12 protein-coding genes are annotated in these 14158 nt (G+C 73.4%); 9 read left to right on the top strand and 3 right to left on the bottom strand.

What is annotated here, in order from left to right:
- The first annotated feature begins 187 nt into the window (after positions 1–187).
- Entirely contained in the window at positions 188–1246 is a 1059-nt protein-coding gene (locus ACFYWM_RS03340) for a pentapeptide repeat-containing protein (protein ID WP_389907940.1), read from the top strand.
- 76 nt (positions 1247–1322) lie between these two features.
- On the opposite strand, the gene ACFYWM_RS03335 is transcribed toward ACFYWM_RS03340, so the two are convergent.
- Positions 1323–2222, bottom strand: coding sequence for a LysR family transcriptional regulator (locus ACFYWM_RS03335; protein WP_389907938.1), 900 nt, complete (start codon positions 2220–2222; stop codon positions 1323–1325).
- Between the two features lie 79 nt (positions 2223–2301).
- Between ACFYWM_RS03335 and ACFYWM_RS03330 the strand changes: the two genes are divergently transcribed.
- Positions 2302–3636, top strand: a complete 1335-nt coding sequence (locus ACFYWM_RS03330) for an MFS transporter (RefSeq protein ID WP_389907936.1) — start codon at positions 2302–2304, stop codon at positions 3634–3636.
- 2 nt (positions 3637–3638) lie between these two features.
- On the top strand, positions 3639–4541 hold the full coding sequence (locus tag ACFYWM_RS03325) for an SDR family oxidoreductase (RefSeq protein WP_389907934.1): 903 nt from the start codon (positions 3639–3641) through the stop codon (positions 4539–4541).
- A gap of 108 nt (positions 4542–4649) precedes the next feature.
- Here the strand turns inward: ACFYWM_RS03325 and ACFYWM_RS03320 are convergent, their stop codons facing one another.
- Positions 4650–5489: an alpha/beta fold hydrolase gene (locus ACFYWM_RS03320; protein WP_389907932.1), complete on the bottom strand. Its 840-nt coding sequence runs from the start codon at positions 5487–5489 to the stop codon at positions 4650–4652.
- Positions 5490–5653: 164 nt separating this feature from the next.
- Here ACFYWM_RS03320 and ACFYWM_RS03315 point away from each other — a divergent pair, with 164 nt between their 5' ends.
- Positions 5654–6343, top strand: coding sequence for a permease prefix domain 1-containing protein (locus ACFYWM_RS03315; RefSeq protein ID WP_389907930.1), 690 nt, complete (start codon positions 5654–5656; stop codon positions 6341–6343).
- A 219-nt stretch (positions 6344–6562) separates the two neighbouring features.
- Positions 6563–7981 (top strand): PLP-dependent aminotransferase family protein, encoded by a 1419-nt coding sequence (locus ACFYWM_RS03310; protein WP_389907928.1) that lies wholly within the window; start codon positions 6563–6565, stop codon positions 7979–7981.
- A 20-nt stretch (positions 7982–8001) separates the two neighbouring features.
- On the opposite strand, the gene ACFYWM_RS03305 is transcribed toward ACFYWM_RS03310, so the two are convergent.
- Positions 8002–8331 carry a PadR family transcriptional regulator gene (locus ACFYWM_RS03305; protein ID WP_389907926.1) on the bottom strand — a complete coding sequence of 110 codons (330 nt, stop codon included), beginning with the start codon at positions 8329–8331 and terminating at the stop codon, positions 8002–8004.
- A gap of 166 nt (positions 8332–8497) precedes the next feature.
- Here ACFYWM_RS03305 and ACFYWM_RS03300 point away from each other — a divergent pair, with 166 nt between their 5' ends.
- Genes ACFYWM_RS03300 through cydC form a run of 4 tightly spaced genes read left to right on the top strand, consistent with a single transcriptional unit; the run spans position 8498 to position 14068 of the window.
- Positions 8498–9682: a cytochrome ubiquinol oxidase subunit I gene (locus ACFYWM_RS03300; RefSeq protein WP_389907924.1), complete on the top strand. Its 1185-nt coding sequence runs from the start codon at positions 8498–8500 to the stop codon at positions 9680–9682.
- An 18-nt stretch (positions 9683–9700) separates the two neighbouring features.
- A complete protein-coding gene (locus ACFYWM_RS03295; protein WP_389907922.1) occupies positions 9701–10471 on the top strand; it encodes a cytochrome d ubiquinol oxidase subunit II in 771 nt (256 codons plus the stop codon).
- Positions 10472–10487: 16 nt separating this feature from the next.
- Positions 10488–12296 carry a thiol reductant ABC exporter subunit CydD gene (cydD, locus tag ACFYWM_RS03290; RefSeq protein ID WP_389907920.1) on the top strand — a complete coding sequence of 603 codons (1809 nt, stop codon included), beginning with the start codon at positions 10488–10490 and terminating at the stop codon, positions 12294–12296.
- On the top strand, positions 12293–14068 hold the full coding sequence (gene cydC / locus ACFYWM_RS03285; protein ID WP_389907918.1) for a thiol reductant ABC exporter subunit CydC: 1776 nt from the start codon (positions 12293–12295) through the stop codon (positions 14066–14068). Before cydD ends, cydC begins: the two co-directional genes overlap by 4 nt.
- Positions 14069–14158: the final 90 nt, after the last annotated feature.

Raw genomic sequence — 14158 nt, 5'->3', positions numbered from 1 at the left:
CGGAACCTCGGGACGAAGCGCGCGTGAACCGCAGTGTGAGGCTCCGCGCGTCACAGGACATCCGCATATAACTTGATAGACCGTTAAATCGTGAATGTTGACACTTAATCGCTATCCGTCCTGGCCAGATATGGCTTTCCTTGGCCTGGGAGTCGCTTGTCCCGGCGTCGGCGGGTATCACTGGAACATGAGAACGCTGGACGTGGGCTGGGCGACCTGCGCCTCCCCGGAGTGCGCCGGATCCGCGCGGCGGCCCTACGGCCGCTGCCTGGCCCATCTGGACGCCGCCGAGCTCGACGAGGTCGTCCGCGGCCTCTCCCCCGGTTCCACCGTCGACCTGCGGGCCACCGTCGTCGGCCGGGACCTGCTGGAGCGGATCCTCACCGCGACCCGGGGGCGCCTGGGCCGGGCCCGGTTCGACTGGGCGACCTTTCCCGAGAGCGTGCGGTTCGGCGACATCGCGTTCGGCGGGGACGTCTCGTTCGACCACGCGCACTTCCGTCACCTCGCCTCGTTCTTCGACGCCCGTTTCGCGCGCAACGTTTCCTTCAGGGAGGCCAGGTTCGACCGGGGAATGTCCCTGCACGGTGTCGCCATCACCGGGCACGCGGCTTTCGACCGGGTCTCCATCGACGGTGACGCCCTGTTCGGAGGCGCCGTCTTCAAGCGGACCGCGTCATTCGAGTGTGCGGATTTCCATGGTTTTGTCACCTTCGACGGCACCGGCTTCGCGGGCGACGCGACGCTGAGGGGGTGCCGGTTCCGCCGTACGGTGTCCTTCCGCAAGACGAGCTTCGGCGGGCTGGCCGGGTTCGACGGGGCGCGTTTCTCCTCGGGCGGCTACCTGGCCCCCATCTCGGTCGGCCGTCACCTGACCCTCGCGGGGGCGTGGGCGGGCAAGGGCCTCGACGTGACCACGGGCGGGTGCTCGGTGGACCTGCGGCGCCTGGAGGTGGGCGGGCGGCTGAACGTCCGGCTCGACGACGCCGAGGCCGACCTGGAGGGGGCGACCCTGCACGGCCCGGCCACGGTGCGGGGCCGGGACGGCGCCCGGGTGACCTCGCTGCACGAGGTGGACGCCGAGGAGCTCGAACTCGCCGACCTGGACCTCAGCACGTGCCTCTTCACCGGCATCCGCCATCCCGAGGGTCTCCGGATGAGCGGCTGCGCGCTCGCCGTCGTCCCGCGCGGCGCCCGGCTGGGACTGCGCTGGTGGCCCCTGTGGCGCGCCGCCGACCACGGGTAGGCCCCTTTCCCCCGCACCCGTGACCGGTCCCCGGCGGCCCGGCTCGACCGGCCGCCGTCTCGCCGGGCAGCCGAGGTCAGGAATCCGTTGATCCCGAGGCCTCCGCCGCCGGGACGCCGAGGATGGACAGGAAAGCCGCGGCGGCGGGGGACGGAGGGAAGCGACTCCAGACGAGGTGCTCCATGCGGGCGGGGGCGTCGCGAAGCCGGAGGACGGGCAGGTCCGGGAGCTCGTGGACGAAGGCGGCGGGCAGCAGCCCGATGCCCAGTCCCTGCCGGATCAGGCGGGCCATGAAGTCCATGTTCGTCACCTCGAAGGCGACCTCACGCGCGATCCCGGCCGCCGCGAACGCCTCGTCCGTCTGGGCGCGCGCGGCGGTGCCCGGGGGGAAGTCGACGAACGGCTCGTCCGACAGCCGGCGGAGGTCCACGCGCTTCCTGCCCGCCAGCGGGTGGCCGGGTGCCACCGCCGCGACGAGGTCGCCGCGCGCTAGCTCACGGCCGCGGACGCCCCTGGGGCGTACGCCCACCGGCAGCCCGAGGAACGCGGCGTCCAGGGTGCCCTGCCGCACCCGTTCGGCCAGTTCCTCGCTCGCGCCCGAGCGGAGGGTGATCCGCACCTGCCGGTGCCGCAGGTGGAAGTGCTTCAGCGCGGCCGGCAGGTCGACCGCCGCGACGGTGGGGATGGCGCCGACGGCGAGCCGGCCCCGGATCTCGCCGGTGGCGGCCGCCACCTCGGCACGGGCCCGTTCTGCGGCGTCGAGAGCCTGGCGGGCCGCGGGCAGGAACGCCTCGCCCGCGGGGGTCAGCCGGACGCGGCGGCTGGTGCGCTCGAACAGCTTGGCGCCCAGCTCGCGTTCCAGGCGGGCGATCTGGTGGCTCAGCGCGGACTGGACGACCAGGCACTGCTCGGCGGCGCGGGTGAAGTTGCTCGTCTCCGCGACGGCGACGACGTAGCGCATCTGCTGGAGCTCCACAGATCAATCGTGATGCACGATCGGTCGGATGACAAACATGTGTTGGACTCATTGATCATTCGTCGTCGAGGCTGGACGCATGACGACGACGAGATCCCGGCGGGACGGCGGCCTGCCGCGCGGGCTGCTCCTGCTCATGTCGGCGGCGACCGGGCTGGCGGTCTCGGGAAACTACTTCGCGCAGCCGCTGCTCGACCTGATCGACCGGGAGCTGGGGCTCGGCCCCACCCTGGCGGCGCTGACGGTGACGGCCGCGCAGGCCGGGTACGCCCTGGGGCTGATCCTGCTGGTGCCGCTCGGCGACCTGGTGGAGCGACGGCGGCTGGCGGTGTCGCTCTACGCGGCGACCGCGGTGTTCCTGCTGGTGTCGGCCGCCGCCCCCGGCGGCACGGTGCTCCTGGCCGGTACGGCCCTGACCGCGCTGACCTCGGTCGGGGCGCAGGTCGTGGTGCCGTTCGCGGCGGCGCTGGCTGACCCGGCCGAGCGCGGCCGGGTGGTCGGCACGGTGATGACCGGGCTGATGCTCGGCCTGCTGCTGGCGCGGACCGCGTCCGGGGTGCTGTCGGAGCTGGGCGGGTGGCGGACGGTCTACTGGGTCAACGCGGTCCTGATGGCGCTGATGGCCGTGCTGCTGCGCGTCTTCCTGCCCCGGCTCGGCGGAGACGGCGCGGGCAACGGGGACGGCGGGAACGGCGCGGACGGCGGAAACAGCGCGGACAGCGGGGACAGCGGGCGCCTGTCCTACCCCGGGCTGCTGCGCTCGACGGCCGCGATGTTCCGCCACGAGCCGTTGCTGCGCCTGCGGGCGGCCGTATGCGCGTTGAGTCTCGCCTCGTTCAGCGTGCTGTGGACGGCGCTGACCTTCCTGCTGGTGCGGCCGCCGTACGGCTGGTCGGAGTCGGCCATCGGCCTGGTCGGCCTGGCCGGTGTCGCGGGCGCGCTGACCGCCACGGTGGCGGGACGGCTCGCCGACCGCGGGCACGTCCAGACCGTGACCGGCGCCGGGACCGTCCTGCTGCTGGCGTCCTGGCCCGCGATCGCGGCGGGGGCGCACTCGCCGGTCTGGCTGCTCGCCGGCGTGATCGTGCTGGACCTGGCGCATCAGGCGGTGCTCAACGGCAGCCAGAACGTCCTGTACGCGCTCCGGCCCGAGGCCCGTAACCGGATCAACTCCGCCTTCATGACCTCCCTGTTCCTCGGCGGCGCGGCGGGTTCCGCGCTGACGCCGGTGGCCTGGGTGAACGGCGGCTGGACCGGCGTGTGCGTCCTGGGCGGCGTCCTCTCGGCCGGGACCGTCGTGCTCTGGGTCCTGGAGCGCGTCACCGCCGGCCGGGCGACGGGCGGCTCCCCGAAGGCCCGGCGTCACCAGGGCGGCGATCCGGCCCCTACCCCCACCACCGTCAAGGGAGAATGAGCGTGTCACGCACCGTACTGATCACCGGCGCGACCGGAACCGTGTCCACCGCGCTGATGAGGGCGCTGCAAGGGACCGGGGTGAACCTCCGGGCCCTCGTCCGCGCGAAGTCCGGGGCGGACGGCCCGCGCGAGCTGGGCGCCGAGGTCTTCGTCGGCGACCTCGACGACGCCCGGTCGCTGCCGCCCGCCTTCGAGGGCGTACAGGATGTGTGGCTGCTCACCCCGAACGGCCCGCGCGCTCCGGAGAACGGCATGAACGCCGTGTGGGCCGCGCGCCAGGCCGGGGTGGAGCGCGTCGTGCGCCTGTCCGTCGTCGGCGCGGCGCACGACGCGCCGAACCGCAGCGGCAGGTTGCACGCGCTGTCCGACCGGGAGATCGAACGGTGCGGCATGCGCTGGACGATCCTGCGTCCGCACTGGTTCATGCAGAACCTGCTGAACGAGGCGGGCGACATCTCCGCCACCGGCACGTTCTCGCTGAACATGGCCTCGGCACGGATCGGCATGATCGACGTACGCGACATCGCCGAGTGCGCCGCCCGCGTGCTCCTCGACGACCCGGACCGCCACCACGGCGAGACGTACACCCTCACCGGCCCGCGCTCGCTGACGTTCGACGAGGTCGCCGCCCAGCTGGGCCTGGCCCTCGGCAGGCCGGTCACGTATCTGCCTGTCGGCGACGACGCGAGGCGCGGGACACTGCTCGGGCACGGCGTCCCGGAGTGGATCGTGGACATGCTGGAGGAGTACGCGCGGGCGTACGCCTCCGGCTGGGGAGACCTCACCACCGGCACGGTGGTCGCCCTGCTCGGCCGCCGCCCGCGCGACCTCGCCGACTTCGCCCGCGACCACGCCACGGCGTTCGCCCCGGCCGGCGAGCGGGTGACCGTCGAAAGCGGGTGACCGTCGAAAGCGGGTGACCGTCGAAAGCGGGTGACCGTCGAACCCGTTACCCGGACGCCCGCGCCGGACCACCTCGCGGCCGACCCGGCAGGCCGACCCGGTGGAGCCCTATTCGGCGAGCGTACGGGGGCCCTCCTCCGGGCCGGTTCCGGTCAGGAAGGCCGTGACGTCGCCCGCGAAGCGGCCGCTGCGGAACGTCCCCAGGTGGCCGAGGCCGGGATAGGTGATCAGGCGGCCGTCGCGGACCCCCTCGGCGGTCTCCCGGAAGAGCTCGACCGGGTAGTCGAGGTCCTTCTCACCGCCGAGGACCAGGGTGGGGGCGACGACGTCGGCCAGGCGCCCGGTCAGGTCGAACCCGTCCTCCGCGCGGGCGAAGGCGAGCATGTCACGGGGGTCGCCGGGGCGTAGCAGCGGATCCAGCAGCCACAGCAGCGCCCCGGCCAGGGCCCGCCCGGCGGGTGAGGCGGCGGCCGTGACCGCCTGGTGCTGCAGGCCGCGCCGCCCGGCGGCGACCTCCTCCGTATAGCGGCGCTGGAGCCTCCTGACACTCGGCGTGAGCCGGTGCGCCGCCCCGGCCACGACCAGCGCGCGCACCACGTCCGGATGGTCGGCCGCCGTCTGCAGCGCCACCGAGCCTCCCGACGACAGGCCCAGCACGTCGACCGGCCCGCCGAACCTCGCGTGGAGCGCCTCGGCGTGCCGGGCGGCGATGTCGGCCATGGTGGTTCCGGGGGCCATGCCGGGAGCGCGGCCCACGGCGTACAGCCGGAAGTGGCGGGCCAGCGGGGCCAGCACCCGCAGCTCCGCCTCGCGCGCCAGCCCGGCCGGGTTGGCGTGGGCGGGGGTGAACCAGCGCAGCACGACGAGCGGCGCGCCGTCGCCGAGGGCGTAGTACGGCAGGTCGTTGGCCAGCGTGCCCTGCCGCACCTTGAGAGCCCTGCTTCTCACGGCGATCCCCCCCTCCCGCCGGTGTCGCTGGATTCGAGCGTATTCGCAGGTGGGCGTGGGTCGACTCGGGGTCTTCTCAGGGTGGTCCCCGATGCGCCGGTCCGGGCGGGAGACCAGGATGGGTACGGCATACCCTGGATGGAAATCGGGCGACTGGAGAGCATATGGCAGGCACCGGGGTCATCGAGGACTACGTGACCGGGCTCAGCCGCACTCTCAGGGGTCCCCGGCGACCGAAGCTCGACATGATCACCGAGGCGCGCGACAGCCTGCTCGACACCGCCGAGGCGCTGGAGGGCGACGGCCTGGGGCGCGACGAGGCCGAGCGGGTGGCGGTCGAGGAGTTCGGGCCGATCCGTGAGATCGCGCCCGGCTACCAGGAGGAGCTGTCCAACTCGGCGGGCCGCAGGCTCGCCGTCCTGCTGTTCGTCACCGTGCCGCTCACCGCGATCATGTGGAACGTGCTCTGGAAGGTCTACCCCGCCGCCCCGGCGGCGTACGAGAGCATGCCGACCTGGTTCGTCATGGTCGCCCGGGGCGTGGACATGCTCCAGATGTTCATCGGCGCGGTCGGCGGGATCGCGCTGTTCGCGCTGGGCCGGGGACTGCGCAGGATCAGGCGGCCCCGGCTCGTCACCCGGGCCCTGGGCGTCTTCGTCTGGGCCATGCTGCCGGTCATGCTCGTGTCGTGCGGGGCGCTGATGGTCGGCTCGCAGAACTCCACCGGGTTCGGCGACTACCTGCCGGGGACCGTCGCGTCGATGGTGAGTTACGCGATCTGGCTCCTGCAGCTGTACTGCGCCTCCCGCTGCCTGAGCGTCACCCGGCGCGAGCCGGTCCCCGCGGTCGCCTGAGCCTCCCGAGCGACCGCAACCGTGTCCACCGCGATCGCCGGGCACGCTCCAGGCGATGGGCGGACAGGAGCACGCCCTCTTCGGGGTTGGCCGTCTCGAAGCCTGTTCGCACGTGCTGAGCGGGGCCCAGGAGGTAGGTGGTGAGGCCGACGGCCATGGCTACGTGTCTCATGCCAGGAAACCTAGGGAAAATCTGGCCCATGGATATAGTCCAGAACCATGGAAGAAAAGTGGTCCAGATTGGGGCTGGACCTCCACCTCCGGCTCGGCTCCGGACACGGCCTGCGGACCGGCCTGGAACACGCGCTGCGCGACGCGGTGCGAGGCGGCCGCCTTCCGCCGGGCACACCGTTGCCCTCCTCGCGGACCCTCGCCCGGGATCTGGGGGTCGCCCGTGGCACCGTCACCCAGGCCTACGACCAGCTCGTCGCCGAGGGGTACCTGGCGTCCCGGCCGCGGTCGGGCATCCGGGTGGCCGACCGGCCGGCCGAACCGCCGGCGGCCAGGACCGCGCTGCCCCTGCACACCACCCTGCCCCCCGTGCCGGGTGCGGACCTGAGGCCCGGCCTGCCGGACCTGTCGAACTTCCCCCGGCGTGAATGGCTCGCCGCCACCCGGCGGATCCTGCAGACCACCCCCAACACCACCTTCGGGTACGGCGACCCCATCGGATACGCCGGGCTCAGACAGGCGCTGGCGGAGTATCTCGGCCGGGCCCGCGGCGTGGTGACCAGCCCGGAGCGCGTCATCGTGTGCGCCGGTTACACCCACGCCCTTCGGCTCGTCTGCCAGGCGCTTCGCTGGCAGGGGGCGTCCTCCGTCGCCTTCGAGGACCCCTCCCTGCCCGACTACCCCGCCCTCGCCGAACAGACCGGGCTCCGGGTGACCCGCGTCCCCGTCGACTCCGGCGGGCTGGTCGTCGACCGGCTCACCGACGAGGCCGCCGTCGCCGTCACCCCCGCCCACCAGTACCCCCTCGGAGTCACCCTGAGCCCCGCCCGCCGGACGCGGCTGCTGGCGTGGGCCCAGAAGACAGGGGCGTTCGTGCTGGAGGACGACTACGACGGCGAGTTCCGCTACGACCGCCAGCCCGTCGGCGCCCTGCAGGGCCTCGCCCCCGACCGTGTCATCTACGCCGGAACCGCCAGCAAGACCATCGCCCCCGGCCTGCGCATCGCCTGGCTCGTCGTGCCCGCCGGTCTCGTCGCGCCGCTGCGGGCGTCGATGTCCTGGGACGAGGCCTACGTCAGCGTCATCGACCAGCTCGTACTCGCCCAGCTCATCCGTACGGGTGAACTCGACCGGCACCTGCGCCGCTGCCGGACTCGCTATCGACGCCGAAGGGACCGTCTCGGCGACGCCGTGACCCGGCACCTGCCCCACGGGCGTCTGTCGGGAATCGCCGCCGGCCTGCACGCCGTCCTCCAGTTCCCCGGCACCAGCGCCTCGGAGACCTACCTCCTCTCCCACCTGGAAAGGCGCGGGGTCGCCGTCGGCGGCGTCACCCCCTTCTACGGCCGGCCGGAGGACGCCCCGCTCGGCATCGTCATCGGCTACGCGACCCCGCCGGAACACGCCTACGGCAACGCCCTCGACACACTCGTCAACGCGCTCCGCGATCAGGAGTTCGCCGGGTAGCGCCGAAGGTTCCGGAGGCGTCAGCGGGTGGTGCGCGGTTCCAGGACGCTGCCGATGGCCCCGGTGAACTCCCGCCAGGCCGAGCGCTCGCCGGCGAGGGCCGTACGCCCCGAGGAGGTCAGCCGGTAGGTGCGCCGCCTGCGCCCGCCCACCGTGGCCCACTCGCTGGCCAGGTATCCGGCCTGCTCCAGCCGTCGCAGCGCCGGGTAGACCGTGCCGGTCGGCACGTTCAGCGCGCCGCCGCTGCGCGCCTGGAGCGCCTCGATGATCGCGTAACCGTGCAGCGGCTCGTGCTCCAGCACGGAGAGCAGCAGGGCGTCCATGTGCCCTCGGAGCGCGTCGGTGTTCATCCGGTCACCTCCGCCCGCCGGACGAATCCCGTGTCACCGCGCCCGGCGGCTCGTTCGCTTCGCTCGCTCACGTCGTCACCCTACCTCCCGTATAGACATGCTACATGTAGGCGTTCTACATGTAGCATGTCTATAGGTAGACACACATAACAACGGAGGTGAGACCGTGAACGTGCTCGACCTGGCCCGGACACAGTTCGCCGTGACAGGGAGCCTCCACTTCCTGTTCGTCGTGCTGACCCTGGGCCTGGCCCCCCTGATCGCGATCATGCACACCCGCTACGCCATCACCGGCAAGCCGGTCCACGAACGGGCGACCCGCTTCTGGGGCCAGATCTACGTGATCAACTACGCGCTCGGCATCCTCACCGGGCTGGTGATGGAGTTCCAGTTCGGCATGAACTGGAGCGGCCTCTCGCACTACGCCGGGGACGTCTTCGGCGCGCCGCTCGCGATCGAGACGCTCGGCGCGTTCTTCCTGGAGTCCACCTTCCTGGGCCTGTGGATCTTCGGCTGGCACCGGCTGCCCAGGTGGCTCCACGTGGCGTGCATCTGGGTGGTGACGCTGACCGCCTACACCTCCGCCTTCTGGATCATGGTGGCCAACTCGTTCCTGCAGAACCCGGCCGGGGCGGTGGAACGCGGCGGCCACCTGGTCCTCACCGACTCCGGCGCGCTGCTCGGCAACCCGTCGCTGATCTTCGCGCTGCCGCACGTGCTCGGCGCGGGCCTGTGGACCGGCGGTTTCGTGGTGATGGGGGCCAGCGCCTACCAGCTGTTCCGGCGCACCGCCGAGCGGGAGTTCTTCACGAGCTCGCTCCGCACGGGAGTGATCACCGCGCTGGTCGGCTCGCTGATCACGGTCGGCTCCGGTTTCGCCCAGTTCGGCGCGATCGGCGACATCCAGCCGGACAAGTTCGACGACGGGGGCCTGGCCGGGCTGGGGCTCGGCTTCATGATCATGATCGGCGAGCTGCTCAACCTCCTCCTCGTGCTCGTGCTGGCGCCGACCGTGTACTGGCTGCCGCGCTGGCGCCGGCTGCACCCCGTGCTGATCGCGATCACCCCGCTGCCGTTCGTGGCCGCGATCCTCGGCTGGCTGGCCAGGGAGTCCGGCCGGCAGCCCTGGATGATCAACGGGAAGCTGACCGTCGCCGACGCCATGTCCCCCGGGCTCACCTCCGGGATGGTCACCGTCTCGCTCATCGCCTTCGCCGGGGTGCTCACCCTGCTCGCGGTGATCGACTACGTGCTGATCGCCCGTACCGTGCGGCGCGGGCCCGCCGCCGTCGCCCTCGGCGCGGAAGCGCTGGCCGACCCCCCTGAGCGCGCGCACGCGCTCAGCCACTAGAGCTTCCAAGGAGAGACCGTGGACATCCTCTGGCTCGGCGTGTTCGCCCTCCTGCTGATCGGTTACTTCGCCCTCGAGGGCTTCGACATCGGCGTGGGCATGCTGCTGCCCGTGCTCGCCAGGACGCGCGAGGAGCGGGACGAGGTCGTCGCCGCGATGGCGCCGTTCGTCCTGGCCAACGAGGTGTGGCTGGTGGCCGTGGCGGGCGTGCTGTTCGGCGTCTTCCCCTCGATCGAGGGCGACGTGCTGTTCGGCCTCTACCCGCTGGTGGTCTCCCTGCTGGTGTCGTGGATCGTGCGCGACGCCGGGCTCTGGTTCCGCCGCCGCGCCGACGGGAGCGCGTGGCGGTCGACCTGGGACTGGGCGATCGTCATCGGTTCGTACGGCCTGGCACTGAGCTGGGGCATGGCCCTGGTCGCGGTGGCCGGCGGCCTGGCGGGGCCCCCGATCGGCCTGGCGGGACTGGCGGGCGGGCTGGTGGTGGCCGCGCTGCTCGCCTTCCACGGCTGGACGTTCGTCTCCTGGCGGCTGCCCGGCCGGGTGACCGGCGCCCGCCGCACCGGCCGGGCGCTCCTGCTCTCCGCGTGCGCCGCCGCGGCGCCCGTCGCGGTGCTGCTCGCCGTCCTCGCCCCCTGGCTGCTCGACCGTACGGCGCCCGCCGGGACGCTAAGTGTGCTCAGTGTCATGATTCTGCCCTTCGCACCGGTCATGGTGGGTGGGCAAGTATGGGTATGGCGGACGTTCGGTCCCGGGCGCGCCGCCTTCGATCGGGTTCCGTCGTTCTTCTGAGCTCTCTAGGGTTGGCATGCACAAGGATCTCGTACGGCTGGCACTGGGCGAGCGGGCCGTCCGCCGCCACCTGGCCGTGTGCCTGGCCGCCGCGGTCCTGACCGGGCTGCTCGTCCTCGTCCAGGCGGAGCTGCTCGCCGGGGTGCTGTCCGGGCGGTTCGCGGCCTGGGCCCTGATGCCGCTGGCGCTGGTCGTCGGGGTCCGGGCGCTGTTCGCCCTGGTGCAGGGGGTCGCCGCCGGGCGCATGACCACCGGGGTGAAGTCCGCCCTGCGGAACCGCCTGCTGGCGCGGGTACGGGATCTCGGCCCTGTCAGGCCGGCCTCCCATCGCTCGGGCGAGCTGGTGACGCTGACCGGCCGGGGCCTGGACGCCCTCGATCCCTACCTGTCGGGCTACCTGCCCGCGGCGGCGGTCGCGGGCGTCGTGCCGATCGCGGTGCTCGTCCGGCTGTTCACCGCCGACCTGGCCAGCGCGGTGATCGTGCTGGTCACGCTGCCGCTCATCCCGATCTTCGGGGCACTGGTCGGCATGCACACCAAGGCCGTGACCGAGCGCCAGTGGAGAGCCCTTTCCCGCCTCGGCGGGCACTTCCTGGACGTGGTCAGGGGTCTTCCCACGCTGCGCGCCTTCGGCAGGGCCCGCTACCAGGCCGAGGTGATCCGGCGGGTGGCCGACGCCCACCGGGCCGCGACGATGCGCACCCTGCGGGTGGCCTTCCTGTCCTCGCTGGTGCTGGAGCTGGCCGCGTCGCTGTCGCTCGCCCTGGTGGCCGTCCCGGTGGGCCTGCGGCTGCTGTCCGGCTCCCTGGACCTGTCGGCCGCGCTGCTGGTCCTGCTCCTGGCACCGGAGGCGTACCTGCCGCTGCACAACATGGGCGGCAGGTTCCACGCGGCGATGGAGGGCGTCGCCGCCGCCGACGAGGCGTTCGCCGTGCTCGACGGCAGGGCGGAGACGGCGGGGGCACCGCTCCCGGGCGACAGGCAGGCGGGCCCGCGTACGACGACGGAACCCACACCGAGACCGGGACCTGGACCAAGGCCGGGGCCGGGGCCGGCAGCGGCGTCGGGAGCAGGGCCGGGACCGGAGCCGGGGGCCGTGTCAGGAGCGGGGCCGGGAGCGGGCAGGGCGCCGGAGATCAGGCTGGAGCACGTCACGGTGCGCTACCCGGACCGTGAGGAGGCCGCGCTGGAGGACGTCTCGCTGGTGATCGCGCCCGGCGAGCGGGTCGCCCTGGTCGGCGAGAGCGGCGCGGGCAAGAGCACCCTGCTCCACCTGCTTCTCGGCTTCGTCACCCCCTCGGAGGGCAGGGTGCTGGTCGACGGCGCCGAGATCGGCGACCACGACTCCTGGCGGGCGCGGCTGGCGTTCGTACCGCAGCGCCCGCACCTCTTCGCCACCTCGGTGGCCGACAACATCGGGCTCGGCGCCCCCGGCGCGACGATCGGCGAGATCAGGGCCGCGGCGCGGGCCGCGCAGGCCGACGAGTTCGTCACCGCGCTGCCGGAGGGCTACGACACCGTGCTCGGCGAGCGGGGGACGAACCTGTCGGCCGGGCAGCGGCAGCGGGTCGCGCTGGCCCGCGCGTTCTGCCGCCCGGAAGCCGGGCTGCTCCTGCTGGACGAGCCGACCGCGCGGCTCGACGGCCGCAGCGAGGGCGCGATCGTGAGCGCGACCCGCGACCTCGCCGAGGGCCGCACCGCCGTGATCGTCGCCCACCGGCCCGCGATGATCGACCTGGCCGACCGGGTGATCCGGATCGCCGAAGGCCGCGTGGTGACCGAGGAGAGAGCACCGGCGGGGACGCGAGAGGAGATCCCCTCATGACCGACGCCAACGGGACCCCCGCGGGCCGAGCAGACGAACACCCTGTTGACCACGCGGGCGAGCGACCGACGAGCCAGACGGAGACCCGACCGGTGGGCCGGACCGGTGGGCGGCTGGTTCTCGCCGCGGCGGGGGCGGCGGCGGCCGAGCTGGCCGGGCTCGGGCTGATCGGGTCCGCCGCGTGGCTCATCACCAGGGCGGCCGAGCAGCCGCCGCTGGCGGCGCTGAGCGTGGCGATCGTCGGGGTGCGGGCGTTCGCGACGACCAAGGGCGTCTTCCGGTACGGGGAGCGCCTGGCCGGTCACGACGTTGCGCTGCGGGCCCAGGCGACGACCAGGGAGCGGCTCTACCAGGCGCTCATCCCCGCGGCGTCGTCGAACAGGCGCGGAGCCGACCTGCTCAGCCGCATGGTCGACGACACCGACGCGGTACAGGACCTGCTGGTGCGCTGCCTGCTCCCGGCGGTCGCGGCGCTGGTCACCGGCGTGGCCGCGGTGGTGATCGGGCTGTTCCTGCTCCCGGTGGCGGCGCTGGCGCTCCTGGCCGGGCTGCTGGTGGCCGGGGTGCTGATCCCGGCGGGCACGGCCGCCGCCGCGCGGCGCTGGTCGGCGCGGATCGCCCCCGCGCGGGCGGACCTGGCGGCCCGGGTCGCCGACCTGGTGCACGGGGCGGCCGACCTCGCCGCCTACGGGGCGGACGGGCGGGCACTGGCCGCCGCCGCCGAGAGCGACGCCCGGCTGGCGGCGCTGGAGCGCAGGCAGGCGCGGGCGAACGCGGTGGCCTCGGCCCTGGGCCTGCTCACCCAGGGACTGACCGTGGTGGCCGTCGTCCTGCTGGCGAACGGTTCCGGGGCGGGGAGCGTGGTCACCGCGGTGCTCGCGCTGGTCTCGCTGGTGTCCTTCGAGCCGGTGCTGCCGATGGCCGCGGCCGGGGAGCGGCTGACCGGGGTGCTCGCCGCCCTGCGCCGCCTGCGGGAGGTGGGCGCGACCCCGCCGGCCGTGCCCGAGCCGCCCGTCCCCGTCGCGATCCCCGCCGGGCCGCCGACCGTCGAGATCGAGAACCTGGTGGTCCGGCACGAAGCCGGCCTTCCCCCCGCCCTGGACGGGGTCAGCCTGACCCTCACCCCCGGCAGGCGCGTCGCCCTGGTCGGCCCCAGCGGGGCGGGCAAGAGCACCCTGCTGTCGGCCCTGATGCGCCTCGTCGAGCCCGAGTCGGGGACGATCCGGGTCAGCGGGGTGGACATCCGGGAGCTGGCCTCCGACGACGCCCGGCGGGTGATGACCGGGCTGACGCAGGATCCGTACGTGTTCCAGACGTCGCTGCGCGACAACCTGCGGCTCGCGGGCCCGGAGGCCGGTGACGAGGAGCTGGCCGAGGCGGTGCGACGGGCGCGCCTGGACCGGTGGGTGGAGCGGACCGGCTGGGACGCGGTGCTCGGGGAGGACGGGCGTACGGTGTCCGGAGGCCAGCTGCAGCGGCTGGCCCTGGCGCGGGCACTGCTGCACGACCCGCCGGTGCTGCTGCTGGACGAGCCCGCCGAGGCCCTGGACGAGCCGACGGCGGACGCGCTCATGGCCGACCTCCTGGACGCCACCCACGGCCGTACGACACTGCTCGTCACGCACCGCCTGCGCGGGCTGGAGCCGATGGACGAGATCGTCGTACTGGAGAACGGCTCGGTGACGCAGCGGGGCACCCACGAGGAGCTGGTCTCCTCCCCCGGCTACTACCGCGACCTGTGGCGCTCGGAGGCCCTGACCGCCGGCCGCTGAGCGCCCCCGAGGTGCTCCCTGACCGTGTTCGGGGAGCCGCGTTCAAAGCCACACGGCTGGGGGCGTGACCATGGACGATACCTGCCTCCA

Source organism: Streptosporangium sp. NPDC002721, assembly GCF_042888905.1.
GTDB lineage: Bacteria > Actinomycetota > Actinomycetes > Streptosporangiales > Streptosporangiaceae > Streptosporangium.
This window is presented reverse-complemented; position numbering and strand designations above follow the sequence as displayed.